Annotated in this window: 23 protein-coding genes and 1 riboswitch; of the genes, 14 read left to right on the top strand and 9 right to left on the bottom strand. The window is 36.6% G+C overall.

Annotation, left to right across the window (positions count from 1 at the left end; genetic code table 11):
* The first annotated feature begins 8 nt into the window (after positions 1-8).
* The 6 genes from nikA to ATZ35_RS02980 all read left to right on the top strand — a co-directional run bounded on the left by nikA (position 9) and on the right by ATZ35_RS02980 (position 6249).
* Complete coding sequence (nikA, locus tag ATZ35_RS03005; RefSeq protein WP_208929466.1) at positions 9-1604, top strand: nickel ABC transporter substrate-binding protein; 1596 nt, start codon at positions 9-11, stop codon at positions 1602-1604.
* Between the two features lie 20 nt (positions 1605-1624).
* The gene (locus ATZ35_RS03000; protein WP_244148233.1) at positions 1625-2557 is read left to right on the top strand and encodes an ABC transporter permease; all 933 of its coding nucleotides are present in this window, start codon (positions 1625-1627) and stop codon (positions 2555-2557) included.
* Positions 2558-2565: 8 nt separating this feature from the next.
* Positions 2566-3384, top strand: coding sequence for an ABC transporter permease (locus ATZ35_RS02995; RefSeq protein ID WP_208929464.1), 819 nt, complete (start codon positions 2566-2568; stop codon positions 3382-3384).
* Between the two features lie 14 nt (positions 3385-3398).
* Positions 3399-4229 (top strand): ABC transporter ATP-binding protein, encoded by an 831-nt coding sequence (locus ATZ35_RS02990; RefSeq protein WP_208929463.1) that lies wholly within the window; start codon positions 3399-3401, stop codon positions 4227-4229.
* Positions 4207-4953, top strand: coding sequence for an ABC transporter ATP-binding protein (locus ATZ35_RS02985; RefSeq protein WP_069641217.1), 747 nt, complete (start codon positions 4207-4209; stop codon positions 4951-4953). Before ATZ35_RS02990 ends, ATZ35_RS02985 begins: the two co-directional genes overlap by 23 nt.
* Before the next feature lie 81 nt (positions 4954-5034).
* Positions 5035-6249, top strand: a complete 1215-nt coding sequence (locus ATZ35_RS02980) for an ammonium transporter (RefSeq protein ID WP_208929462.1) — start codon at positions 5035-5037, stop codon at positions 6247-6249.
* A gap of 259 nt (positions 6250-6508) precedes the next feature.
* Here ATZ35_RS02980 and ATZ35_RS02975 read toward each other — a convergent pair whose 3' ends face one another.
* From ATZ35_RS02975 to ATZ35_RS02960, 4 genes are all read right to left on the bottom strand, one after another.
* Positions 6509-8017 carry a helix-turn-helix domain-containing protein gene (locus tag ATZ35_RS02975; RefSeq protein WP_207120434.1) on the bottom strand — a complete coding sequence of 503 codons (1509 nt, stop codon included), beginning with the start codon at positions 8015-8017 and terminating at the stop codon, positions 6509-6511.
* 283 nt (positions 8018-8300) lie between these two features.
* Positions 8301-9653, bottom strand: coding sequence for a branched-chain amino acid transport system II carrier protein (brnQ, locus tag ATZ35_RS02970; RefSeq protein WP_069641220.1), 1353 nt, complete (start codon positions 9651-9653; stop codon positions 8301-8303).
* A 115-nt stretch (positions 9654-9768) separates the two neighbouring features.
* Entirely contained in the window at positions 9769-10257 is a 489-nt protein-coding gene (locus ATZ35_RS02965; protein WP_208929461.1) for a GNAT family N-acetyltransferase, read from the bottom strand.
* Positions 10254-10598 (bottom strand): MazG nucleotide pyrophosphohydrolase domain-containing protein, encoded by a 345-nt coding sequence (locus tag ATZ35_RS02960; RefSeq protein ID WP_208929460.1) that lies wholly within the window; start codon positions 10596-10598, stop codon positions 10254-10256. Before ATZ35_RS02960 ends, ATZ35_RS02965 begins: the two co-directional genes overlap by 4 nt.
* Before the next feature lie 167 nt (positions 10599-10765).
* Between ATZ35_RS02960 and ATZ35_RS02955 the strand changes: the two genes are divergently transcribed.
* Complete coding sequence (locus tag ATZ35_RS02955) at positions 10766-11404, top strand: histidine phosphatase family protein (protein ID WP_207121806.1); 639 nt, start codon at positions 10766-10768, stop codon at positions 11402-11404.
* Positions 11405-11464: 60 nt separating this feature from the next.
* Positions 11465-12022, top strand: a complete 558-nt coding sequence (locus ATZ35_RS02950) for an LOG family protein (RefSeq protein ID WP_204638571.1) — start codon at positions 11465-11467, stop codon at positions 12020-12022.
* 50 nt (positions 12023-12072) lie between these two features.
* Here the strand turns inward: ATZ35_RS02950 and ATZ35_RS02945 are convergent, their stop codons facing one another.
* The 3 genes from ATZ35_RS02945 to ATZ35_RS02935 all read right to left on the bottom strand — a co-directional run bounded on the left by ATZ35_RS02945 (position 12073) and on the right by ATZ35_RS02935 (position 16600).
* Positions 12073-12813, bottom strand: a complete 741-nt coding sequence (locus ATZ35_RS02945; RefSeq protein WP_069641224.1) for an amino acid ABC transporter ATP-binding protein — start codon at positions 12811-12813, stop codon at positions 12073-12075.
* A gap of 28 nt (positions 12814-12841) precedes the next feature.
* Positions 12842-14434 carry an ABC transporter permease subunit gene (locus tag ATZ35_RS02940; RefSeq protein WP_069641225.1) on the bottom strand — a complete coding sequence of 531 codons (1593 nt, stop codon included), beginning with the start codon at positions 14432-14434 and terminating at the stop codon, positions 12842-12844.
* A 151-nt stretch (positions 14435-14585) separates the two neighbouring features.
* Positions 14586-14757: riboswitch (Lysine riboswitch) on the bottom strand.
* A gap of 223 nt (positions 14758-14980) precedes the next feature.
* Positions 14981-16600, bottom strand: coding sequence for an Ig-like domain-containing protein (locus tag ATZ35_RS02935; RefSeq protein WP_208929459.1), 1620 nt, complete (start codon positions 16598-16600; stop codon positions 14981-14983).
* Positions 16601-16825: 225 nt separating this feature from the next.
* On the opposite strand from ATZ35_RS02935, the gene ATZ35_RS02930 reads away from it, so the two are divergent.
* Positions 16826-16963 carry a tetracycline resistance protein gene (locus ATZ35_RS02930; protein WP_208929458.1) on the top strand — a complete coding sequence of 46 codons (138 nt, stop codon included), beginning with the start codon at positions 16826-16828 and terminating at the stop codon, positions 16961-16963.
* A gap of 136 nt (positions 16964-17099) precedes the next feature.
* On the opposite strand, the gene ATZ35_RS02925 is transcribed toward ATZ35_RS02930, so the two are convergent.
* Together ATZ35_RS02925 and ATZ35_RS02920 are read right to left on the bottom strand one after the other, a co-directional pair.
* On the bottom strand, positions 17100-18875 hold the full coding sequence (locus ATZ35_RS02925) for an ABC transporter ATP-binding protein (RefSeq protein ID WP_208930412.1): 1776 nt from the start codon (positions 18873-18875) through the stop codon (positions 17100-17102).
* On the bottom strand, positions 18875-20617 hold the full coding sequence (locus ATZ35_RS02920) for an ABC transporter ATP-binding protein (RefSeq protein WP_208929457.1): 1743 nt from the start codon (positions 20615-20617) through the stop codon (positions 18875-18877). Before ATZ35_RS02920 ends, ATZ35_RS02925 begins: the two co-directional genes overlap by 1 nt.
* A gap of 98 nt (positions 20618-20715) precedes the next feature.
* On the opposite strand from ATZ35_RS02920, the gene ATZ35_RS02915 reads away from it, so the two are divergent.
* The 5 genes from ATZ35_RS02915 to ATZ35_RS02895 all read left to right on the top strand — a co-directional run bounded on the left by ATZ35_RS02915 (position 20716) and on the right by ATZ35_RS02895 (position 26340).
* Entirely contained in the window at positions 20716-21483 is a 768-nt protein-coding gene (locus ATZ35_RS02915; protein WP_208929456.1) for a MerR family transcriptional regulator, read from the top strand.
* Positions 21484-21557: 74 nt separating this feature from the next.
* On the top strand, positions 21558-21893 hold the full coding sequence (locus ATZ35_RS02910; protein WP_208929455.1) for a thioredoxin family protein: 336 nt from the start codon (positions 21558-21560) through the stop codon (positions 21891-21893).
* A 198-nt stretch (positions 21894-22091) separates the two neighbouring features.
* Positions 22092-22928, top strand: coding sequence for a BglG family transcription antiterminator LicT (licT, locus tag ATZ35_RS02905; protein ID WP_208929454.1), 837 nt, complete (start codon positions 22092-22094; stop codon positions 22926-22928).
* Between the two features lie 110 nt (positions 22929-23038).
* Positions 23039-24919: a beta-glucoside-specific PTS transporter subunit IIABC gene (locus tag ATZ35_RS02900; protein ID WP_208929453.1), complete on the top strand. Its 1881-nt coding sequence runs from the start codon at positions 23039-23041 to the stop codon at positions 24917-24919.
* Positions 24916-26340, top strand: coding sequence for a 6-phospho-beta-glucosidase (locus ATZ35_RS02895; RefSeq protein ID WP_208929452.1), 1425 nt, complete (start codon positions 24916-24918; stop codon positions 26338-26340). The genes ATZ35_RS02900 and ATZ35_RS02895 overlap by 4 nt, the downstream gene beginning before the upstream one ends.
* The last annotated feature ends 45 nt before the right edge of the window (positions 26341-26385 follow it).

Here is a 26385-nt window from a genome sequence, read left to right as displayed (position 1 = left end):
ATGAGTTGTTGGCAAAGAAAAGAAAATGGATGCCAGTCTTCTTTTTTACTATCTCTATGATGCTACTAATTTTAGCAGGCTGTAATTCATCAAAAAAAGAGAGCCGATCTTCTAATCAAATAAATTACGGTAGTACAAAAGATATACGAGATATTAATCCGCATTTATATAACGGAGAAATGGCTGCGCAAAATATGGTTTTCGAAGGATTGACCAAAAATGAAGAGGGAAAAGTCAAACCTGCGTTAGCAAAAAGCTGGGCTATTTCTGATGATGGTAAAGAATATACCTTTTCTTTACAAACTAATGTGAAATTTACGGATGGTACGGCATTCAATGCAGATGCTGTGAAGCAAAATTTTGATGCAGTTTTGGCTAATAAGGAACGTCATGCTTGGTTAGATATGGTGAATGAAATCGAGTCGACACAAGTAGTAGATGATGAGACTTTCAAATTAACCTTAAAACATCCCTATTACCCAACCTTGATTGAACTCGGGTTGACTAGGCCATTTCGTTTTATCTCGCCTAAAAGTTTTATTGAGGGGGGATCTAAAACGGGTGTGTCAAGCTATGTGGGAACTGGGCCGTATAAACTGGAAACGCACAAGGACAATCAATATGCGCACTTTGTAGTGAATGAAGATTATTGGGGTGAAAAACCAAAAGTTTCAGAGGTGGATTGGAAAGTAATTCCAGATTCACAAGCATTATTACTTGCTCTAAAAAAAGGAGAAATTGATCTTATTTATGGTGCAGATGGCGACCAATTAAATATGGATGCCTATAACGCAATGAAAGCTGACAAGGCTGCTTTTACAGCCGTATCTAGCCAACCAGTAGCCTCTCGTGCAATACTATTAAATAGTAAACGAGAAAATCTGAGTTCATTAAAGGTTAGACAAGCGTTAACTTACGCAGTCAACAAAGAGAATATTATTAAAGGTGTACTAAACAATTCAGAAGACAAAGCAAATACGCTATTGCCAAAAACGGCTCCTTATTGTGATATTGAATTAAAAAGCTATAATCACAACGTGGAAAAAGCAAATCAATTACTAGATGAAGCAGGATGGAAAGTAGGGGAAAATGGAATACGGATGAAGGATGATAAACCTTTAGCACTAACTTTTTCCTATAATTCACAAAATGCACAAGAAGGAACAATCGCTCAATCGATTCAAGCGGATCTTAAAGAGGTAGGGGTGGACCTAGCCATTATTTCTGAGGAAAAACAGAATTTTCTTGATCGTCAAAAAGATGGAGAGTTCGATTTACAGTATTCGTTGTCGTGGGGAACGCCTTACGATCCGCAATCTTATCTTTCTTCTTGGCGAATACCGGCACATGGAGATTATCAAGCACAATTAGGCTTGGATAAAAAAGCATGGTTGGATGATAAAATCACACAAGTGATGATTGAGCCAGATGAAAAACAGAGACAAACAGATTATAGCGAAATTTTGACGTACATCAACGAGCAATGTGTATATATCCCAATTTCGTATTCGAAAACGAAAGCAATTGGTAAAGCTAACCTTAAAAATATCACGTTTAATGATTCGCAATATGAAATACCATTTGAAAAAATGTTCTTTGAATAAGGATAGAAAGTTGGGTGACAATGATTAAATCTATTATTAAAAATTGTGGAAAAATCCTACTTCTTCTTTTTTTAATAACATTTATTCCTTTTTTCCTATTGACGTATCTATCCAATGATCCAGCTGAAGTAGCACTAAGAGTCCAGGCAATCACACCAACTGAACAAAATGTGCGTCAGATGCGTTCAGAATTGGGGTTAGATCAACCTTTTTTTGCAAGATATATTGATTGGGTTCAACAGGCTCTAAAAGGGGATTTAGGTAAAAGCTATGCTACTGGTAAATCGATTGCTGGTATGATCAGTGAGGCTTTTCCATATACAGTATTTTTGACTCTAGTGACACTGATCATCATTATTGTAACCTGTTTAGTACTGGGAATTTTGGCTGCTAATTATCAAAATCATTGGACTGAAAAAGTCTTAAGATTGATCACCTTTGTCTTAAATGCAATTCCATCATTTTGGCTAGGGTTGTTACTGATCTTTTTGTTCTCTATCAAGCTAAATTGGTTACCAACGGGAGGGGCCGAAAGGCTATTATCAGTTTTCTTGCCGGCATTGACACTTTCTTTGGCCTACTCTAGTTCGTATATTCGGTTGATTCGCAATGATTTATTGCAAAATAAACAGTTGCCATATGTCGACTATTATTTTACAAGAGGATTTTCAAAAAAATCGATCACGAAACATTTATTGAAAAATTCTTTGCGTTCTTCTGTTGTTTCGATTGGCGTGAGTATTCCCAAACTGATTGCTGGTAGCATCATTATAGAAAGTGTTTTTGCATGGCCTGGTATGGGGCTTCTCTGTATTAATGCAATCAGAAACCGCGATTTACCTGTTTTGCAAGCCTATATTGTGATTATGTCATTGTTCTTTATTAGCAGTAGTTTGTTGATTGATTCCTTAAACAAAAGGATTGATCCCAGACTAAGAGAGCGAGGCAGCTGATGGATGTAATGAAAAAAATAGTCAAGGATAGAATAGTTCTTGTTTCTATTCTCTTTTTAAGTCTTTTAATTTTAGGTATTATTTTTGCGAATGTCTTGTCACCGTATGATCCAAACAAACAAGATATTATGAATAAATTGGCTCATCCAAGTAGTGAACATTTTTTTGGAACAGACATGTTAGGTCGAGATATCTTTTCGAGGATATTATATGGCGGTAGAGTGACGTTACTTCTCTCCTTTTTAATTGTTTTCTTGATTCTTTTGATCGGGCTCATTTTTGGTGGAATTTCTGGGATGTTTGGTGGTTGGATCGATGCCTCAATGATGCGATTTTGTGACCTGATGCTTTCTTTACCGAATGAAATGATGTCTTTATGTATTATTGGGATTTTAGGCCCTAGTTTACTGACGATTATTTTAGCACTGACAATAGTACGATTTCCGTGGTACGTTAAAATGATCAGGACAGAAGTCCTTAATTATAAAACAAAAAATTATGTTGTCTTCTCCCTAAGTTCTGGAAAGTCTAAAGGATGGGTATTTAAAGAACACATTTTTCCCCCGATTATTCGGGCAATCATTGTTTACTCTACATTAGATATTAGTGCAGTGATTATGAGTATTAGTGCGCTATCTTTTCTCGGGGTTGGGATTCAGCCACCAACAGCTGAGTGGGGTAGAATGTTAAACGAATCCAGAGAAATCGCTGTAGTTGAGCCTTGGCAGATGATTCCTGCTGGGATCACACTATTTCTTGTGATAGCGATGCTCAATTATATCGGAGACGCAGTTGCGGAAGGAATCAACGAAGCGAATAGCGAGTAACGAGGGAGAAAGTAATGGAAAATACACTAATTTTGGTAGTGGAAGAGTTGAGCGTAAATGAACTCAAAACAAATAAAAGAGTCCTTGATAACCTAACTTTTCAAGTAGAAAGAAATGAGTTTTTAGGTATTCTGGCACCAAGTGGAAGTGGGAAAACAACACTTCTTAAAACGATTATGAGAATCTGTCCAAAATCACTTCATTCAAGTGGATTAATTACCTATTTTCCGGATACTAAAAATAAAATCGTTATTCAGGAGAAAACCAATGTTTATTCTTCGGCGGTATTAAGTCGCGAATTAACATACATCCCTCAAAATGCTTCAGAAGCATTTGATCCTATTGAAAAAATGGGTGTGCAATTGAAAGAAACATTGACAGAAAATCGATTTTCTGTAAGTGAAAGAACAAATATGATTCAAGAGTTATTGGAAAGTATGGACTTACCAGAAAGTATCTTAAACAAATACCCCTTTCAATTATCTGGTGGAACGTTACAGCGCTGTGCAATTGGGTTAGCACTTATTTTGAAACCCAAAGTGATTATTGCAGATGAGCCGACGAGTGCATTGGACACGATAAATAGAAAGAGAATTCTAGATAGTTTCTTGCAGCTAAAAAAACGAAATGAGACGACTCTACTTTTGGCGACACATGATATTGCTATTGTAGATTACTTATGTGATACGGCACTGGTTTTAGAAGCAGGTAGAAAAATTGAACACAAAAAAATAGATAAAATGGACACTGATTCAACCTCATATTTGGTAAAAATGCGTAGAATAAAAAATAAAATAGGTTCGACATTTTGGAGATTAAAAGATGGAAAATTGGTTAGTTCTTGAGCAATTATCAAAGACGTATTACAAAGAGCGGTTATTCATGCCAAGAGAAAAAATGGACGGTGGACTAAAGCCATTTTCACTTTGTATTTCAGAAGAGATTATTGGTATTTTAGGAGAAAGTGGTAGTGGGAAAACAACATTAGCTAAACTAATAGCTGGTATTGAAAAACCAGATAAAGGGTCAGGGGAAATCATATTTAGACTAAATGAGCCACTCAAACAAAAGAACCCAGTGAGCATGATATTTCAAGAGTACACCTCTGCAATCAATCCGGACTTTACTGTAGAAAAAGCATTAGTAGAATCAGTTAGTAAAAACAATAAAACACAAGAAACAAAAGAAAAAATAATTACTGTTTTAAATAAAGTGGGATTATCTGAAGAACTCTTAGACAAGAAACCAAGAAACTTAAGTGGTGGCCAGATTCAGCGTGTTTGTATTGCGAGAAGCATCTTAACGGAAGCAAAGGTATTGATTTTGGATGAAGCCTTTAGTTCGTTAGACTTATTTAATGTGGAGCGTATGCTTGAGTTGTTACTTGCTTTAAAAAAAGAATTTAACTTGTATTATATAGTCGTTACTCATAATTTAGAATTGGCTACCTATTTTTGTGACAAACTTATTTTTTTAAAAGAGGGACATTTAGAAGAAGTGATAGAAACGAGTCAATTGATGCATGCGAAATCTGCTTATGTCCAAGCTTTGATTGATGCTCAAATTTGAGCGCCAAATAGTATAATTTGCTAGTAGTGTAGCAAAATGAATTACTATATTGAAATAGATTCAAAGAAAGGAATGGAATTCATGTCAAATTCAATTAATACAGGCGATACAGCATTTATGATTTTATGTACAGCAATGGTGTGTTTAATGACACCAGGTTTAGCTTTTTTCTATGGAGGTTTGGCACGTAAAAATAATATATTAATCATTATGGGACAATCATTTGTTTCAGTTGGAGTAACAACGTTAATGTGGATTTTTGGAGGGTTTGGGCTAGCATTTGGTACAGATTTTCATGGTATTATCGGAAATCCAGCTGATTTCTTCTTGATGAAAAATGTAGGCACATTAGCGAACCTTTTACATGGGGCAACGATTCCCTTTTTAATGTTTTTTGCTTTTCAATTGATGTTTTGTGTGATCACCGTCCCTCTTATGACAGGGGCTTTTGCGGATCGTTTGACGATGAAAGGGTATATTTTACTGTTGATCGGCTGGAATTTATTGATTTATTTCCCTGTCTGCCATTGGGTTTGGGGTGGTGGATTCTTAAGTAATTTTAACTTTAAAGACTTTGCTGGCGGTACAGTTATTCATACGACAGCCGGATTTGGTTCTCTAGCAACGATCTTGTACTTAGGACAAAGAAAGTTGACGGAACAACAAAAAAGCCAACACAATAATTTGATGATTGCTGCAATCGGAACTGGACTTTTATGGTTTGGTTGGTTTGGGTTTAATTCTGGTGGTGCATTACGTGCAGATATTCAAGCAGTGAATGCATTTGTTTCAACGTTTGTTGCACTTGCTACATCTTTAACTGTATGGATTTTATTTGCCAAATTTAAGAAGGGGTACTATGATTTTGTGGATATTTTGACTGGGTCAGTTGCAGGATTAGCAACGATAACCCCTTGCGCAGGATATGTAAAACCAACAGAAGCAATTGCTATTGGTGCCATCGCAGCAATTATTTGTAACCTTGCTGTTGATTTTCGTAAGAAAAAAGGTTGGGATGATGCATTGGATGTATGGGGTGTCCATGGCATTGGTGGATTCACTGGAACTATTTTAATTGGTATCTTCGGAACAGGTGCTTCATTAGTAACTACTAGCGGCTTAAATGCACTGCTCGTTCAAATTTTAGGTGTCTGCTTCGTCGCAGCGTATGCATTCATCATAACAAGACTTATTCTAATTGTTTCATCAAAAATAACAAGAATAGAGACAACTGAAGAAGAACAAGAAAAAGGATTAGATATGGAATTTTTCCATCAGTCTACTTATGATGAATAACTTTCATCTAATTAAATTGGCCAAAGTGAAAGAGTCAAGAGCGAAGACGGCCAAATCTTCACTCTTGACTCTTTCGTTTTTTAAATATTAATAAAATTACAAGTCAAGTTCATGTTCAACTTTTAACGAGTATCCGTGCTATAAACTAGCTTATTAGCCAGGCTTTTTTTGGGGGAGAATCAGTAAAACTATTTTCAGGACATTGTACATAGTAACGGGTTTAATAAGTCTTACCTTCGTTCATGAAATCTTACTTTAATTATTCTTGAATAATATTCTTCTTCTCAAAAAGCTGTTGCACTGTTCGATACAAATCAGCTAATTCTTCCTCGTCATAAGATAAATCCCAAAAATAAAGGGGTAATTCTGGATACTTTTTCCTCGGCAATAAAGAAGAACTGATCACTAAATCATATTGTTCATTCAGATCCTCCTGATAAGGTGCAGAATCTACAAAACCTAGATCATTTAAAAATTGGTAAATTCTTCTAACTAAAAGGAAATTATGCTCAAAAGCAACACCAATCATTAAATGTTCAGAATGCTTTGGCTTATCATAAGCCGGCAGTAAGACACTTTTGATGGCATTGACCAAGGGCTTTTTGATCGTATAAATAAACTTATATTCCTTTTCTTTTGCCTTTGTATCAAAAAAAGCTTGGATCTTTGTTTCAAGAAGTTCATCAGCTTTTTTCTTTTTACGTGGTAATTCTACTAACTTTTGAAGGTTAGGAAATGGTTGGCGTAACACATAAAAGGTAAACGTAATATTTAATAGATTTCCAATGATCATTGGTTTAGCAACAACATCAGGTTCCTTTTTGAAAATATTGATTTTAGCATAGGCAAGAAATTCTTGAACTAATTCATACACAGGATTTGGCCGCGACGAAAAATCATGCAATGTTTGAAATAGTGAAGGGTCATCATCTAGAGTATAAAAAGGAGCGTAATGAGCTAAGAAAAAAATAAAACTGCTTTCTCCCTTGCTGTGCTTAGGTGGTAGTGCTTGAATCGGTCCAAGTTCCTGGTTGAGACGCTCAAAATCATAGTACGGATTGTCCATCATTAAAAAATCATACCGGTCGTCATAACAAACAAAAATTTTCTTTCGCATTCGACAGAGAAAAATCGCTGCAAAATAGGTCAATTCTTTGGCACCTAAGTAAGTTCTAGATAAGGGGAAATATTCAGAAAATGCAACAACAAGCCTTTCAGCATCTTCAAAGGCAACACTTTTAAATGGCCAAACCGTCCCACGGGTTCCAAGCCACAATACATCAAAAAGTGCTACTCGAACAGCACGTTCATCCCCAGTCAAATTTGCTTCAGTATATGTAAATCGCAGATTAAATTGCTTTACGTGTTTTTTCAAAGGCAGCATCTTTCTAGAGACTGTCGAACGACTCACGTAATAGCGTTGACAAAAATCATCTATGTTAGGAAAATCTTGGTTTAAAAAATAAAGAATAAATTGAAAAGGCACCGATTTTTTCAAGAGAAAATAACGGTATTCATCAATGGTCACGAGTAACTTGGTACTATCGATTTTTCCTGCTTTTTGTAAAATGGATGGATGGTTGGAAATCACTTTAACTAAATCATGATTGATTTCATTTAAGATAATAAATGTCTGTTGATAATTCAACGATAGCTCATCAGATAATTGAGTAATTGAGATCTCTGATTGATTGATTTGTGTGATTCGTTTGAAAAGTTTAAACTTTGTCAGCATTCCGGAATCCATCATCAATTCTTCATATAGCATGCTAATCACTTCCTTGCCCCTATTCTACTGTATTATATAGGCACTTGTCAGCTAAGACGATAAGCTGTAGACAGCTAGTGACACATCCTTAACAAAAAGGCAAGATTTCGCTCGAAATAAAAAATATGTAGTATGATAGGTAAGATTTCGAGAAAAAAGAGTCTGAGACATCATAACTCTACGAGTTATCTCTCAGACTCAAGGAATTCGTATAAACGGTGCGAGCAGAAGCAATCCCTTCTTATTTCTCGGGATTAAACACTCCTGTCCCAACCTCTTTTTTTTATTTAAGATCAGTGTCTTTTTTCAGATTGATCCAAACCAAGCCGATTATAAAACCAAGAACAGATGGAACGACCCAACCCATACCAATCGTAAATAATGGTAAGTAGTTCTCAGCAGTAGTCAAAATAGTTGTAACGCCTGAATTGCTCTTAATAAATTCAGGAGCATTATTCAAAGCATCAAGTAAAGCTGCCACAAGAGTGACATAAGTTGTTGTACGATAGACTTCTTTACGATGACCAAATAACGGACTGATAATCACTAGAATCATTAAAATCATAGCCAAAGGATAAAGAAACATCAATACAGGAATAGAAAATTGAATAATATTCGTCAAGCCAACATTTGCAAATAAACAAGGTAAAATACTAGCTGCGGCAATGTAAAAAGCATAAGACCCTTTTGGAAATAGCTCACTGAATGTTTCAGAACAGGCAGTAATTAAACCAATGGCTGTTTTTAAGCACGCTAGAATGACGATAAAGGCTAATAAAACACTTCCTAAGCTACCCAAATAATGATTGGCAATCTGAGCTAAGGCAATTCCACCATTTTCACTGAGAGGGAATTTCCCCACACTCATTGTACCCATGTAAGACAATAATGTATAAATAATCCCCATCAAAACAACACTGATTGCACCAGATTTTATGGTATCCTTTGCAATGTCATTTGGTTTTTCTACTCCCATACCTCGAATCGTCGACACAATAATGATCCCAAAAGCTAAAGAAGCAAGAGCATCTAGTGTATTATAGCCTTCAGTAAACCCTTTAAAAAATGGATTTGCAACATATGACTCTGCAATAGGCGCTGAAGTGATCGAACCCAAGGGTGTAATAAAAGCAAATAAAATTAAAATAGCTAACAAAAATAAAAATAATGGATTCAAAAACTTTCCTACATAACCTAGTAGCTTAGATGGTTTACGTGAAAATGCCCAAGCAATAAAAAAGAATAGGGCTGAAAATAGTGCTAAAACTAATTTATGCTGATCACTTGGCAAAAAAGGGGCCAAACCAATCTCAAAAGATGTCGTAGCGAGACGAGGCAATGCGAAGAATGGACCAATCGTCAAGTATAGTAATACTGTAAAAGCAACAGCATAGCGCCGATTAACACGAGTTGCTAAATCAAAGACCCCATTACTTTTTGAAATACCAATAGCAATCACACCTAAAAAGGGTAACCCGATCCCTGTAATCAAAAAGCCTAAGTTTGCTAAAAAAATACTTGCTCCAGCTTCTTGCCCCATATGAACAGGAAAAATCAAATTTCCAGCTCCAAAAAATAAGCCAAATAGCATAGAACCTACATAAAGGTAGTCACGCCATGATAATTTTTTTGTCACACATCAACACTCCTTAAACGTTATTCTTAACTAAAATAACAGAATAAAGAGACCACAGCAAGCGAATTTCAGAAAGAGATACAGGTTTTTCTGAAAACATTAAAACCTGCTGAGATTAGCTTGTGAAATAAGCAAATTGATAATCATCACAAAACTGACCATTGATAAAAAATTCATCTTTAAATAAAGCTTCTTGTATAAACCCATTTTTTCGATAAAATTGAATGGCTTTAGTATTAGACCCCATAACGCGTAAAGAAATTTTATGAATCCCTTCTTTAGTAGCGACCTCCTTTAAATAATCCAATAATTGCCGACCAATCCCAAAAGATTGGCTGTCTGGATGAACACCGATCCCAAACATCCATTGCTTTTGATGGGCGTTCAAAGGCGTGGGATGATGAACGTCTATAAAACCATGAACTTTGTCAGCCTCAACAGCAACAAAAATAATGCGTCCAGCTGTTTTTTCCTTATACTCGTCAACGGAATGATAATAATGTAGGACAGGAGAATTTTCATTCGTCCAAATCGTATTTTCTATCTCAAATAGCTGTTGGAAATCGAGCTCTTCCACTGGTCGAATGGTGATCTGCTTGTTCATTTAATGCCTTCTTTCTGACTGTCGATCTCATTAAAGCGTTCTTCTAACTTTTGCTTATGGGTGCTTAAAATATCTTCGAAACGAATATCGTATTTATCAGCTAGGATAAAAATATTATCTAGCACGTCACCGAGTTCTTCAGTCAAGTCTTGAACTAAATGTTCTGGGGCTTTTGATTTTTCATCTGGACGGTCACGCCCAATTTCTAAAGCACGCACCGCACGCGCAACTTCTCCTGTTTCTTCAGCTAAAAAACTGACGCGGATAAAAGAGTTGAGCGCATACCAACCTCTTTTTTTATAAAAATGACTGATCCATTGTTGATACTGTTGAAGCTCCACACAAATCCCTCCATTCTTCTTACTATGTTAGCATATAGAATAGAAAAAATAAAAATGAGTGTCATTTATTCAAAAGAGGATAGTCGCTATTTTTAACAAAGCAAAAATAGTCTATTTGTAGTATCATAATCAAGAGGAAGGCACAGTCAAAAATGGAGGGAAAAGAGATGACCACATTTTATTTTGTGAGACATGGAAAAACAGAACTGAATTTGAGTTTGAGATTTCAAGGAGGAAAAATCGATTCGCCGTTGTTACCGATCGGTATCGAACAAGCAATCCAAGCGGGACGTTATCTTTGCGATACATCATTTGATGCAGTTGCTGTCAGTACTCAAAAAAGAGCGATGGATACGGCGAATTACCTTCTTAAAGAAAATAATTATTTAGATGGATTAACCGTGAATTATTATGACAGCCTAAGAGAAATCAAATTTGGTAAACGTGAAGGCATTGAAATCGATCATACAGATGAGCAAACAAAGAACTTACGTCAACGACCAGACCTGTATGATCCCACAGCTTTTGGTGGTGAAACGATCGACTCTTTAGTAAAACGATCTACTGAAACAATAGAACAAATCAGTAAAAAATACCCAGATGGAAAAGTACTAATTGTAGCACATGGTGTGCTGTTGATTACGTTGATCAATTCCTTGATCGGAAAAGAAAAATCACAATGGCGTGAAGGTGGTCCCTTAGCGAATACGAGTATTACAATTTTAGAAAAAGAAAATGATTTACAGAATTACACGCTAAAAACATTTAATGATGTTTCTTATCAATCACAGAATGAAGAAGCATAAAAATCAAATCAAATGACAATCTGTTAGTCAGTTAGAATAGGTGGGAATTAGTTGAAGAGAATGGCCGTTTATTGCGGGGCAAGTGTAGGAAATAAAGCAATTTATCAGGAACAAACAAAAGTGTTAGGCCAATGGATGACCAATAATAAGTATGACCTTGTCTATGGGGGAGGCAATGTTGGTTTGATGGGAATTCTTGCCGATACAGTTATTGACAATGGTGGCAAAGCAATCGGAGTGATGCCAAAATTTCTAATGGAGCGTGAATTAGCACATCAAGCGATTACTGAAATGCATATTGTTACTGACATGCATGAGCGTAAACGTAAAATGATCGATTTGGCAGATTGCTATTTAGCTTTGCCTGGTGGACCTGGAACGTTGGAAGAAATATCAGAAGTTGTTTCTTGGGGAAGGGTTGGTGAACATCAAAATCCCTGTGTCTTTTTTAATGTAGAGGGCTATTATGATTTATTAGCCGAATTTTTTGATAAAATGGTTCGCGATGGATTTTTAACGGAAGCAGACCGAGCAAAGATTTTCTTTTCTGAAGATTTAGATGCGATTCAAGCATTTATCGCTACCTTTACACCACCAACGATTAGACAATATAAATAAATCAACACTCGTTTGAACAGTGACTGCTCAAGCGAGTGTTGATTTATTTTTTAAGGTTTTGATAAAATTCGATGTAAAAACTCTTTCGTCCGTTCTTCTTTTGGATGAACAAAGATATCGTCAGAAGTTCCTTCTTCTGCAATCACACCTTTATCCATAAAAATCACACGGTCAGAAACTTCTTTAGCAAATTCCATTTCATGAGTGACGATGATCATCGTTAATCCTGTATGGGCTAAATCCTTCATAGTCTTCAGTACTTCTCCGACCATTTCAGGATCAAGAGCTGAAGTTGGTTCATCGAATAACATCACATCAGGATTCATCGATAAGGCACGAGCGATGGCGACACGCTGTTTTTGTCCACCGGAAAGTTGGGCTGGTTTTGCATCAATAAAGCGTTCCATACCAACTTTTTCAAGATTTTCTAACGCAATTTTCTTTGCTTCTTCTTTATTACGCTTTAAAACAGTAAGCTGTCCTGAGGTACAATTTTCTAAAACATTCATATTATTAAATAGGTTAAATGATTGGAACACCATCCCTAAATGAGTACGGTATTTTGGCAGATTGTACCCACGCTCTAAGACATTTTCACCATTATAGATGATTTTGCCTCCAGTTGGTTTTTCGAGTAAGTTGATACAACGTAACAGGGTTGATTTACCTGAACCAGAAGAGCCAATGATTGTGACAACTTCTCCTTTCGTGACGTTTACATTGATATCTTTTAACACTTCGTTATCACCAAAGCTTTTTCTTAAATGTTCGACTTCAATAATTGCGCTCATATTATTTCCTCCTAAATTTGAAAGCTCTTTAGCTTTCTTTTACGTTTTCTAGTTCTTCAACTTTGACATAAGCAGAAGGGCCGTCCATTTTCTTCTCGACTACACGTAAAACTCGTGTGATAGCATAGGTCATGATCAAGTACATGATCCCTACGATCGTAAATGTTTGGAAGAACTGGAAGTTTGCACCAGAGGCAGAATTTCCTTGGAAAAATAGATCAGCAACACCGATAACACTCAAAACGGCTGTATCTTTGATATTGATTACAAATTCATTCCCAGTAGCGGGTAAAATATTACGTAAAACTTGCGGCACAATGACTTTACGCATAGTTTGCCCATGTGTCATTCCAATGGCTTGTGCTGCTTCAAATTGTCCAGAATCAACAGCAAAAATCCCACCACGGACGATTTCCGACATGTAAGCTCCTGTATTGATGGAAACAATGAATAATGCCGCAACCGTTCGGTCTAAAGAAATGCCAAAAGCTAAAGCTAGACCATAGAAGATGACCATTGCCTGCACCATCATAGGTGTTCCGCGGAACACCTCAATATAAATTGAAAGCAAACCATTGCCTAATTTTTGGAAGAACCGTTTCACTTTGTTATCGGATTCTGGAATCGTACGAACGACTCCAATCAATAAACCTAAAGCTGTTCCGACAAAGGTACCAATCAATGCGATAAACAAGGTTAAACCTGCACCGCGTAAGAACATGCCGCCGTATTGATCCCAGATATTTTTAAAATCAGCTAGAACGCCAGTTTTTTCACTATCACTTGTTTCAGCCGCGGGTTGATCTTTCACTGCTTGATCCATGATTTTTGTGCGTTCTTCTGAAGAAATACCGGATAAAATTTGATTCACTTTAGCAATGGTTGGGTCTGCTTTACGCATACCAACTGCGATTTGAACATCTTCAGCATTGGTTTGGAAGCCATTTTCTTTAGAGAATTCGAGCATTTCCAACTCTTTATTCACACTTGTAGCGGTCACACCTTCAGGCCGTTCACTCACATAGCCATCGATCATACCAGAAGCCAATGCCGTTCTCATTGCTGAAAAGTTATCCATTGCTTGTTGTTTATTCACACCTGGAATTTGATCGATCACGCTATAATGGAAGGTATTTAACTGTGCTGTAACTTTAGCACCAGATAGATCCTTTAAGTTTTTAGCATCTGCAAATTTGCTTTTCTTCTGAACAACTACAACTAATTGTGATTCATAATAAGGATCAGTAAAATCAATTTCTTTGCGTCGTTCAGCCGTTGGGCTCATACCAGCAATAATCGCATCGATTTTTCCAGATTGCAGAGCAGGGGCTAGACCATCCCATTTTGTTTGAACGATCACGAGTTTTTTATCTAAGCCGGCAGCAATTTTTTTAGCGATTTGTACATCGTAGCCCCCTGCATAAGAAGAATTTCCTTGAATTGGTACAGCACCGTGTGCATCTGTTTTTTGGGACCAGTTAAACGGGGCGTAACCAGCCTCCATTCCAACACGGAATTCTCCGTTAGCCTCTGTTCCTTCTGCTTGACTAAAGACTGGAGCACAGAAAATAACTAAAATAAATGCAAATAACAAGCCAAGTGAAAATGATTTTTTGTTCATAATTGTCTTCCTTTCTTATACATCCTTGAATTTGTTTTACTATAATTCAGTTTAAAGAGTTTTGAAGAATACATTGAAACAGCTTCTTCTTTCACACAAAAAAACAACTATGCAAAATGCATAGCTGCCTACTATCGTCAGGTACTCTCAACAAAAACATAGCGCAACTTAGCATCACTACTAAGACAGTCCGCAAGTTGTTCGCTTGCGTCCCAACACATAACAGGGAGGCTGTTATGCATTTCGGCGATTGTTCCTAGACTTGCTTCAATGTGTCCTCTCACTCCACAAGCTTAATAAAAATCGCAACCTCTACCTCGATTTGAGGTACTATTTAATTATTAGATTCAAGTACAAAGTGTACGTTAAGTGAGCGGAAAAGTCAATATTTTGCTTGGAAAGACTAGTGCTTTCTAACTGTTTTACAATAGTTCGTTAAAAAATAAAAAGAGCGAGGCAAAACTAATGATCTGTTTTGCTTCGCTTCGCTCTCTAAATTCAAATAACTATTTTGTCTCAAGCACTTAAAAATTTTATGTTAAAGTTTTATCTTTTTTCAACGAAGAAATAATCCTTTACGATTTTTGGATTTTTCTTGTCGACATACATTATAACGATTTTACTATCCGGTAATTGTCTGTCAATATCGATAGTGTAATAAAATTGTGTGAATGGTTTTCCTAGTGTAATGGCTTGGACATTATAAACGCCAGTCCCGCCGTTGAAATCAAATTCACCGATTTTTAAATCGTATAAAGCATTAGGTTTTTTTAGATGGAATAGAATATGAGTGAGTTTGTCAGTATTAGAGACTACTTCACGAGTTTCTTTCATTTCTTGTTTAGAAAAATGCGAACCGATTCTAGCTGGGAAAGTTAAGTCCGCTGGTTTTAATTTTTCTTTGACTGTAACCGTAATGCGTTTTTCGATATCACCAAAATTAGTTACAGAAAGAATCTTAATTTCAGTTGCTCCGACTTTTTTACCTGTGATTGTGCCATTATCATCAACGTCAGCGATAGAGGCATCATCTGAGATCCAGAATAGTTCTTTATCAGTTGCATTGGCTGGTAAAACAGAAGCGTTCAGTGTCATTGATTCACCTAGGAATAACGCTACATTTTCTTGATCAACAACGATTTCTTCAGGAGCAACTTCGTTTACATCAACATCAATATATTTTGTGATTTTTCCGTCAGCCGTTGTTACTGAAACCCATGCAGAACCTGGGCTTATAGCTGTGATATTCCCATTGTTATCAACAGTCACAATCTCTTCAGTGGCAGTTTCCCAGTGTAATTGCTTGTTGGTTGTATTCTCTGGTAAAACAGAAGCTTTAAGGGTCATAGAGTCCCCAGCATTTAGTTCGACAGCGTCTTTTTCAATGACAATTTCTTTAGGCGCTATCTCAATAGGAGTGCTTGCTTCACCAATATGTTCTAAAATGAAATCAATTTTTTCTGAATTTAATTTGACACCCACATTTCGATTACCACCGCCAGCAGAATGGACAGCGATTATTTGATGCTTGTCATTAAATACGGAAGAACCAGATTGACCGCCGAAAGTATCAAAGTCGTAATCGATTAGGCTAGCTGTTTGTTTTCCAATGATTTTACCTTTCGCTTCCCATTGGGTTCCCCATGTTTTATCCCCTGGATAACCTGTACTCGATACATTGTCTCCAATCGTTACTGTATCTGTTAAGATAATTGGATTTTGTTTAACAATATCGCCAATTCCCTTACCATCATTTGGTTCCAAAGTAAGGACTGCTACATCATCACTTGTACTTGAAGTCGTTAAATATTTTTCAAAGATATGAACCTCTTTAATTTTGAATTTTCCATAAGGAAGAGTTGCACCGTTTCTTCCGGGAATAACATAGTTAGAATCTGTATTTGGATTGTCTTTGATACCAGATACAACATGAGCAGCTGTTAGTACAGTGTTTTTTTCGATAACAGAGCCCGAACCGAGAGCGCCATTTGCACCAATAAAGACAGTGCTTTGATAAGGCACGGCTGTAGTGTCAGTGATTTGAACACGATCATCGTTACCAATGACGGAACGAGATTCTACTGCGGATACAGATTCAGGAGCTAGACCAACCAACATTGCTCCCAGTAAAAAAATACCAATTAAACCTAATTTTAAATTTTTCAAGATAGTAATTCCTTTCCTTTTTTGAGTTCGAAGTCTACTGTTCATAAAACAGTAGCTGTGGAAAGTATAGTATAAGTTTTGAAAAATAGCAATAAAGAAATATATTTGTTATAAAAATGATATTTAAAGAGTGGTTATTATGATTGTTGAGATAAAAAATATAATTTATAGGAGAAAGCCAATAGAACATGAACGAAAAAGAGTAAACAGGTAGGAATCGCAAACTTGAGTGTAGGAACAGTTATTGGCGGACAGCGTTATATAACCATTGGATCTGCTGCGCCAGCGTTTATGGGAATATTGTTGATCGCGATCTCAATAGTTGTCTTGAGTAAAATGAAGGACAACTATGTAGACTATTAAGTCGACTCAACTAACTTTTTTCTTATAATGATGGGATAGATTAAAACAATCAATTAGGAAGTGAGACTCTTTTATTTCGTAACTAAAAAAGGCTATCTCAAATAAATCAGATAGCCTTTTTTCTGTATAAACTTATTTAAGTCTGTTGAAACTGACTATTATATAAATCAGCATACAACGAAGGTTTTGCCAACAATTCTTGATGATTCCCTTTTTCCACGATATCTCCGTCTTTCATCACTAAAATCAAATCCGCACTTTCAATCGTAGACAAACGGTGTGCAATCACAAAACTGGTTCGGTTATTCGTCACTTCATCCATCGCTTTTTGGATGTGAGCTTCTGTTCTAGTATCCACACTAGATGTTGCTTCATCCAAAATAACTACAGGAGGATTTGCTAAAATGATCCTAGCAATCGTCAACAGTTGTTGCTGACCTTGTGACAGCGAGCCATTCTCGCTTGAAATAATCGAATCATAACCATTTGGCAGAGTCCGAATAAAGTGATCACATTGGGCAATTTTAGCCGATTCGATGACTTCTTCTCGTGTTGCGTCCATACGTCCATACGCAATATTCTCCGCAATAGTTCCTTCAAATAACCACGTATTTTGTAAAACCATTCCAAACATTGCGCGTAAATTTGTTCTTGAAAGATCTGTAATATCCACGCCATCAAAGGTGATACGACCATTATTTAACTCATAAAAGCGCATCAGTAAATTTACTAATGTCGTTTTACCTGCACCAGTTGGTCCGACGATTGCCACCATTTGTTTTGGTTTAACCATGAAATCAACTTGCTTCATCAATATTTTTTCTTTTGTATAACCAAACTGAACGTTATCAAAAGCAATTGCACCAGATGGTTGATCGATGATTTGTAAGGTCTTTTTTTCTGGAATGTCATCTTCTGCATCTAAAATCTCAAAGATGCGATCAACAGCTGCTAATGCTGCTTGAATGGAGTTGATAACATATGATGCTGTGGAAATTGGTTCAGAAACTTGATTGATATATTGCAGATAAGCTTGCAGTAAACCGATTGTGATCCCACCTTGTAAAACTAAGAATGCTCCGATGATCGCACTGACGATAAACGCTAATTGATTGATCAAACGAATTGCTGGATAAATCGCAAAGTTCATAAATTGAGCACTTAAAAAGGCTTTGTAGTGCTTTTGATTTGTTTGAGAGATGACGTCTTTTGCATGATTTTGTTGATTGAAGGTTTTCGTCACTAAATTCCCAGATAAAAACTCTTCAGTTTTGTTATTCAAAATCCCAAGTTCAGCCTGACTTGCTTCAGCCAGTTTCTTATTTTTATTAGCAATTTTACCTGTTAAGAATGAGCTTCCAGCAATTAGGACAATGACAATCAAGGTTAGTTTGACATCGATATAAAATAACATGATCCCAGCGAAAACAATTGTTGAGATCGATGTAAAGAATTGATTAATCCCAGTTAGGAAAACTTGTGACAATTGATTTAAACTAGTTGTTGTTCGGCTTAGAATATCCCCAACTTGGTGTTGGTCAAAAAAGGCCATTGGTAATGATTTGAATTTTTTTGTGACTTCTTTTCTGACTCTTAAGGTAATCCGTTCGCTTAAAGAAGCCATCACACGTTCTTGAATGTAAGAAATCAAACTACTGATGATTGAAAAGACAATCAGAATCAAAACAGGTGTCAATAAAGCGTCTTGAACTAGGGAAAATGTAATATGACCGACTCCATGAGTTTTAATCAATGTAAGCAAATCATCAATAGCAATCCCCATAATGAAAGGCATAGCAATAACTAAGGCATTGCCGACTAAACTACACAGAATCAAGCCGAGAAATATCGGGCGTTCAGGTCGAATCAATTGAAAGAATCGTTTCAGTGTTTGTTTATTTAATTTTTCCATCATGACTGTGCTCCTTCCATAATAATCCCTTGTGAGCGGGCAAACTCTTGGTACGTTTTATTTTGTTGTAACAGTTGGCTATGTGTTCCTTGACCTACAATTTTTCCTTCATCTAAAACGATAATCGTATCAGCTTGTTGGATCGTACTCAATCTTTGAGCGACGATCAGCAAGGTTTTATCGGACATTTCTTCTTTTAATGCGAGTCTTAATGCAGCATCTGTTTTATAATCAAGCGCTGAAAAACTATCGTCAAAAATATAAATATCCGCAGGTTTGATCAAGGCACGGGCAATACACAAACGTTGTCTTTGACCACCAGAGAAGTTGGTTCCCCCTTGAGCCACAAATGAATCATAACCATCTTCTAATGTAGCGAGGTAAGAAGAAAGCTGAGAAATTTTAGCTGCGCGATCCATATCCTCTTTTGTTGCTTCAGGATAGCCCATCAATAAATTGCTCTTAATGGTTCCGCTAAATAGAAAGGCTTTTTGCGGAACATAGCTGATTTTAGAGCGTAACTCTTCTTGTGTAACATTTCTGATATCAATACCATCAAATAAAATAGCTCCCTCAGAGACATCGCTAAGTCTTAACAGTAATTTGGCAACTGTACTCTTACCAGAGCCTGTTCCACCAACGATTGCGGTCGTTTTCCCTTTTGGAATACTGAAATGGATATCCTCTAAAACGGGTTCATCCGCTTGATCATAACTGAATGTCACATGGTTTAAATCGATCAAGGGATCTTGCGGTTCCGTTTCTTCAAGTAAAACAGGTTGATCAGTATCAAGAATTTGGTCTTGGGTATTTAAAATTTCTTCAATTCTTTTTACTGAAGCAAGGGATCTAGGTAACATTACTAATACCATTGCTGCGATCATCAAGTAAGCAAGTGTTAGTAAAGAGTATTCAACGACGGCAGAAACCGTCCCAATTTGCAAGGTACCAAGTGCTACGAAGTTTCCACCAAACCATAAGATAGAAGAGAACACCACACCCATTAACAAGAAGGCAACTGGTGTAATAAACGCGAAAATACTATTGACTCTGATCATGCCGTTTGCATAATCAGAAAATGTTTTATTTGTTCGTTCTTCTTCATATTCTTGATTGTTAAAGGCTCGAATCATATTGATCCCGGTGAAAAATTCCCGCAACGTCACAATGATCTTGTCCATTTTAGGTTGGATCAATAATGAAAGTGGCGTTCCTTTTTTCATCAAAATATAGACGATCAACCCAAAAGCTGCGATTGCAATAAGTGGCACTAAAGCCAATGTGGCTGAATAAGTGAACGTCATATAAAGTGAGAACACTGCAATGATCGGTGCTGGTAAAATCAGTTGCAGAAACAATACGATCATTTGTTGAATATTATCAACGTCATTTGTCATTCGCGTTAACAGGGAACCTGTCCCGAAATTATCTGCATCTTTAATAGAAAATGTTTGGAGTTTAGCAAAAAACATTTCCCGAGTTTCCAACCCAAATTTTGCAGCTACTTTAGCAGAAAGATAACTTCCAGCAATCGCTGAAAGCGCGCCAAATAAAGCCATTGCGAGCATTTTAAGCCCAATTATTTTAATGGATTGTTCATCGCCGCTGGCAATCCCAACGTCGATTAATTGTGCTACGAGTAACGGTACACCAAGTGTTCCGATAATTTGTAAACATAAACAAAGAACTGTCGCTAAAATAAGTGTCAGATTCTTTTTAATGAAAAATTGAATGATTTTCATTTAAATTCCTCCTTTTCAAGACTCAAAGGGAATTCTACACCTTCAAGCTACTTGAATGTCAACGTTTTTCGTTTATAATTAAAATCAGAGGTGATTTGATGGAAAAAGAGAAGTTATTAACGGTAGGACAAGTAGCTGAAATCATGAATTTACCAAAGTCGAAGATTCGTTATTGGGACGATATGAACCTACTGACATCCTCTAGAAATAGACAAAACGGCTATCGGCTATTTGATATGGAGGATATTTTGACGATTAGTGATATTGATTTTTACCGCAGACTCGACATCCCCATTAATAAAATGACCAATCTTTATCGAAAATCACCAGAAGAGTTATGGACGATATTAGATGAAACAGAAACACGCGTTGCCGCAGAATTAGCGGAACTAGAGAAAAAACAGCAAGGGATCAAGCATAGGAAAGATCAACTGTTGAGTTTGATAGAACTAAAAGAAAAAGAATTTCTTGATGAACCATTAGATGTAGAACGAATTATTCCAATCGATTTAAAGGACCCCAATGAATTGCAGACTTATATTGATAATCCTTCTAGTTTAGTTGTTTATATCAAGGAGGGGCATGAAAAAGAAATCATTTATGGTTTTGCTGTTACGGCCAAAGAATTTGTAGAAGAGGTCACGATTTGGCAACAATCAGACCAGCCAAAAGATTCATATAAACAATTTTTGCTTACAATCAAATCAGACAATCCTTTAGAAAATAATTTCCAAGTTATCAAAGAAAAATTGGATAAACAAGGCTATCAAACTGGAACGATGATAGGACGTTATATCATGACAGCGGAAGATCAAGATGGTTTTTACAGAGATTATTATAAGGCTTGGGTTGAAGTAAATAAGTAAAGGTTGGGCATAAAAATCGTAATCTTGATCAGATGGTGCTATGATTTAGCCAATTACAAAAGGATGATCAGTCTATGAAAAAATTACAAACAATACAAGCGGTATTAACTTTTATCAATAATCATCATCTTGCTTTTTTATATGTTTCACAAGAAGATTGTTCAGTGTGTCATGCGCTTAGACCTAAAATGACCGAACTATTAAAAAACTATCCTAAAATTGAACTAAGAGAAGTGGAAGCTGATCAAGTCAAAGAAATTTCTGCTGAATATTTGATATTTTCAGCACCCACTTTACTTTTTTTCGTTGATGGAAAAGAGTATCTTCGAGAAGGAAAATTTGTTCAGTTTAGAAAACTAGCACATACCATTGAACAAGTGTATTCTTTTGAAGAAAGCCAGTTGAAATAAGTATTAGAGTGATGTGTAAGGTTGCTTCTATTTAAAATGTAAGCGTACTATTGACAAAGAAAACAAGTCGTTGTATACTTTGGTCAACGGATCGTTACTGGTTAAGCAGGCGTGACCTCTCACATTACTTTTTTTGGTGATGTTTGATATGGTCAGGTCTTTTTTCGTTTTTCAAGACAAGAACAGGAGATAATTTCAATGAAAATACTGAAAGTTTTTAATAATAATGTTTCTTTGGTTTTGAATGATGACAACATCGAAGAAATCATTATGGGCAAAGGCGTTGGCTTTAACAAGCGTGAAGGTGACGTGATCGATTCTGCCCGGATTGAAAAAAGATTTGTTCTTGAAGGTAATAATTCCGTTAGTAACTTAGATAATCTGCTTGGACGAATCGATATTGAAGATATTGAACTGGCCAGTGATATTATTCAATTAGGTGAAGCAGAATTAGAGCAATCGATCGATGATTCCATTTTGCTGACATTGTCCGATCATATCGGGTTTGTCTTAAATCGAGCCGCAGAAGGATTACAAATGCGCTCGCCATTAGAATGGGACATTAAACAAATTTATACAAAAGAATATGCATTTGCGTTGAAAGCCGTTCAAATGATGCGGGAGAAAACAGGTATTGCTATTCCAGATCAAGAAGCAGCTTTTATTACCCTTCATTTTGTGAATGCCTATAATTCTACTAGCAATATGAACGAAACCATGCTGACAACGAAAATCATTCAAAGCATTATCGATATTATTAAATATCATTATGGCAAAGAATACGATGAAACTTCTTATGATTTTACTCGTTTCATTACCCATATTCGTTACTTTGTCAAAAGACAGCTAGATAAAGAAGTTTCCTCAAATGAGGATTCGTCCTTGATCAATTTGATCGCTGTCAAATATGAGCAAGATTATCAGTGTGCAGTTAAAATCAAAACATTTTTGGAACAACAATATGATTGGACGATTTCAAATGATGAATTGATGTACTTAACACTTCACTTAAATCGCTTATCGAGCAATCAATAGGATCGTTACTGGTTAAGCAGGCGTGACCTAAGAAAAACACTTCATGTATAAGTGTTTCTTCTTGGGTCACTTTTTTTCTAAAAAATGAAACAAAGAGAGGAATTACTATCATGCGTTATGAAGAAGAAAGTAAAAAAATCATCGAGCTTGTCGGTGGCAAATCGAATATCAATAGTTTAGTTCATTGTGCGACACGTTTAAGATTCAGCTTGAAAAATACGAAAAAAGCGGACAAAGAATCATTAGAGAAGTTGCCCTATGTGATGTCCGTTGTGAATAGCGGTGGACAATATCAAGTTGTGATCGGTAGTAAAGTACCAGATTATTATGCGGCAATTCAATCGCTCGCTGATTTAAACGAAGATGCACCTAAGACAGAGAAAAAACTAAGCTTCAATTATGTGTTCGAAGTGATTTCTGGGGCCTTTTCACCGCTGATTCCAGCAATGGCAGGATCAGGCATGATCAAAGCTGTTTTAACAATTTTAGTTGAAATGAAACTTTTAGCGGATACTAGCTCAACTTATATGGTATTGAGTGCGGCTAGTAATGCAATTTTTTACTTCTTACCTGTTTTCTTGGGGATCACCTTAACGAAAAAAATCGGTGGGAATATGTATGTAGGGGGAGTAATCGGTGCGGCGCTATTGGAGCCATCCTTTACCGGGATGATCGGTCAAGAAAAACTTGATTTTCTAGGAATCAATTTAAACGTTGTCGATTACGCAACAACGATTTTCCCGATTTTTGTAGCAATTTTCATTTATTCATTCGTGGATAAATTCTTACGTAAAATTATTTTTAGAGACCTTCAATTATTCGCCGTTCCAATGTTTAGTTTGATGATCATGGTTCCCTTAACAGCGTTGCTTTTCGGTCCATTTGGAACGGTCATTGGCGATGCGTTATCCCAAGGTGTCATGTGGTTGATTGGGAAAAGTGCCTTACTTTCAGGAATCGTTTTAGGTGGCGGAATGCCGTTTATGGTGATGTTTGGCTTGCATTGGGGCTTTTCACCGATCACACTGGAAAACTTGACAGTGATGGGTGGCGATCCAATCGAAGGTATGGCTGTTGCAGCTGTATTTGCACAAATCGGGATCGCAATTGGATTCTATTTAAAATCTAAAAAACATTCTAAAATGAAAGCTTTAGCTGGACCATTGGCGTTGACAGGTTTATTTGCAGGTGTAACAGAACCAATTGTATATGGTTTGATTTTAAGATATAAACGCTTATTACCGATCGTTGCGATTTCAGGAGCGATTGGTGGCGCAATTTGTGGAGTGACCGGTGTGACCATGAATGCCTATGTATTCCATAATATTTTCTCTATTCCAGTTTATACACCAAAAATCGGCTATTTCATTGGTGTCGGTTCTGCTTTGATTGCAGGAGCTGTATTAACGTATTTCTTCGGTGTTAAAGAAGACGAAATGACTGATTTCTTGCCTGAAACAGATCAAGGAGAAGATGATTTTCAAGAAACAGTAACAGAGGTACAAGAAAATCCAGAAACAACTGTTTATGCGCCGCTTGCAGGGACTGTGATTCCTTTGAAAGAAGTAGATGATGATGTATTTTCTAGTGAAATTGCTGGGAAAGGTGTGGCGATTATCCCGACTGATAATAAAGTCGTGGCACCATTCGATGGAACAGTTGTCGCCATTTTCCCATCAAAACATGCGATTGGGTTAAAATCAACTGGTGGTAGCGAGTTATTGATTCATATCGGAATTAATACAGTGAACTTAAATGGCGAACATTTTGAAACGAAAGTTGCAATGGGAGATACGATCACACGTGGCCAAACATTATTAGTTTTCGATCGTGAAAAGATCGAACAAGCAGGTTATGCGATGACATCGCCAGTTATTTTAACAGACGCACCAAGTATGGAATCATTGAATATTATCAATGATAGCGATAAAGTGACACCAGAAACAAAATTATTTGTTGTTGGAACGAGCAAGGAGGCTGACGGTCAATGAGAAACGATTTCCTATGGGGCGGCGCAGTTGCGGCTCATCAAGTAGAAGGCGGTTTTAATCAAGGCGGCAAAGGAATCAGTATTGCAGATGTAATGACGGCGGGTTCAAAAGATCATGCTAGAGAAATTACTGATGGAATTATTGAAGGAAAGTTTTATCCTAACCATGAAGCAATCGATTTTTATGGGAACTATAAAGCAGATGTCCAACTCTTTGCAGAAATGGGCTTTAAATGTTTAAGAACCAGTATTGCTTGGACAAGAATTTTTCCAAATGGTGATGAGCAAGAACCAAATGAAGCTGGTTTAGCTTTTTATGATGACTTGTTTGATGAATTATTGAAGCATGGAATCGAACCTGTGATCACCTTGTCTCACTTTGAAATGCCGTATCATCTTGTGAAGCAATATGGCGGTTGGCGTAGTCGAGAACTGATTGGTTTTTTCACTAATTTTGCTATAACTGTTATGAAACGTTATAAGGATAAAGTAACGTACTGGATGACGTTCAATGAAATCAATAACCAACGAATCTTAGAAAATCCGATTTATTCATTTACCAACTCAGGTATTCTTTATCAAGAAGGCGAAGACAAATTAAAAACGATGTATCAAGCTGCACATTATCAATTTGTAGCAGGAGCGATAACGGTTGCTGAAGGAAAGAAAATCAATCCTGATTTCCAAATTGGCTGTATGTTGGCGGCAACACCAAATTACCCTTTAACGAGTGATCCAAAAGATATCATCGCAGCACAACAAGAGGATGAAAAACAACTATTTTTCACTGATGTACAAGTGAGAGGCAATTACCCTCGCTGGGCTCTCAAAGAGTGGGAAAGAAATGGCTATCAACTTGATATTACGAATGAAGATCTAGAACTCTTGAAAAATGGCACAGTCGATTATATCGGTATCAGCTACTATTTAAGTAATACGATCTCAACACGTCCTGAAGCCGTTCGTTTGGAAGATGACTTACTTGGAGACAGCTCTCTTGTAGAAAACCCTTATGTAAGTATGACAGAGTGGGGTTGGTCGATCGATCCAGCCGGATTGCGCCACTATTTAAATCTTTTAAGTAATCGGTATGAACGTCCAATTTTTATTGTGGAAAATGGATTTGGTTATGCAGATAAACTGGTAGAAGATCAAATCCATGATGTGGAACGAATCGACTTTCTCAGCCAGCATATCAAAGAAATGAAAAAAGCCATCGAGATAGATGGTGTAGATGTCTTAGGCTACACTGTTTGGGGCTGTATTGATCCTATTTCATTCACCACTGGGGAAATGCGAAAACGTTACGGTTTTATTTATGTGGATCGTGACAATCAAGGAAACGGTTCACTAAAACGCATTAAAAAAGATTCTTTTGAATGGTATAAACACTTGATTCAGACAAATGGAGCCGAAATATAAAAAAATAACAGCATCTCTCATCGTATTTTAGTAAAATAGATACGA

Source organism: Enterococcus rotai (assembly GCF_001465345.1).
In the GTDB taxonomy this organism is placed as follows: Bacteria; Bacillota; Bacilli; order Lactobacillales; family Enterococcaceae; genus Enterococcus_L; species Enterococcus_L rotai.
Note: the sequence above shows the minus strand (reverse complement) of the source record. Positions and strands in the feature narration are given on the sequence as shown.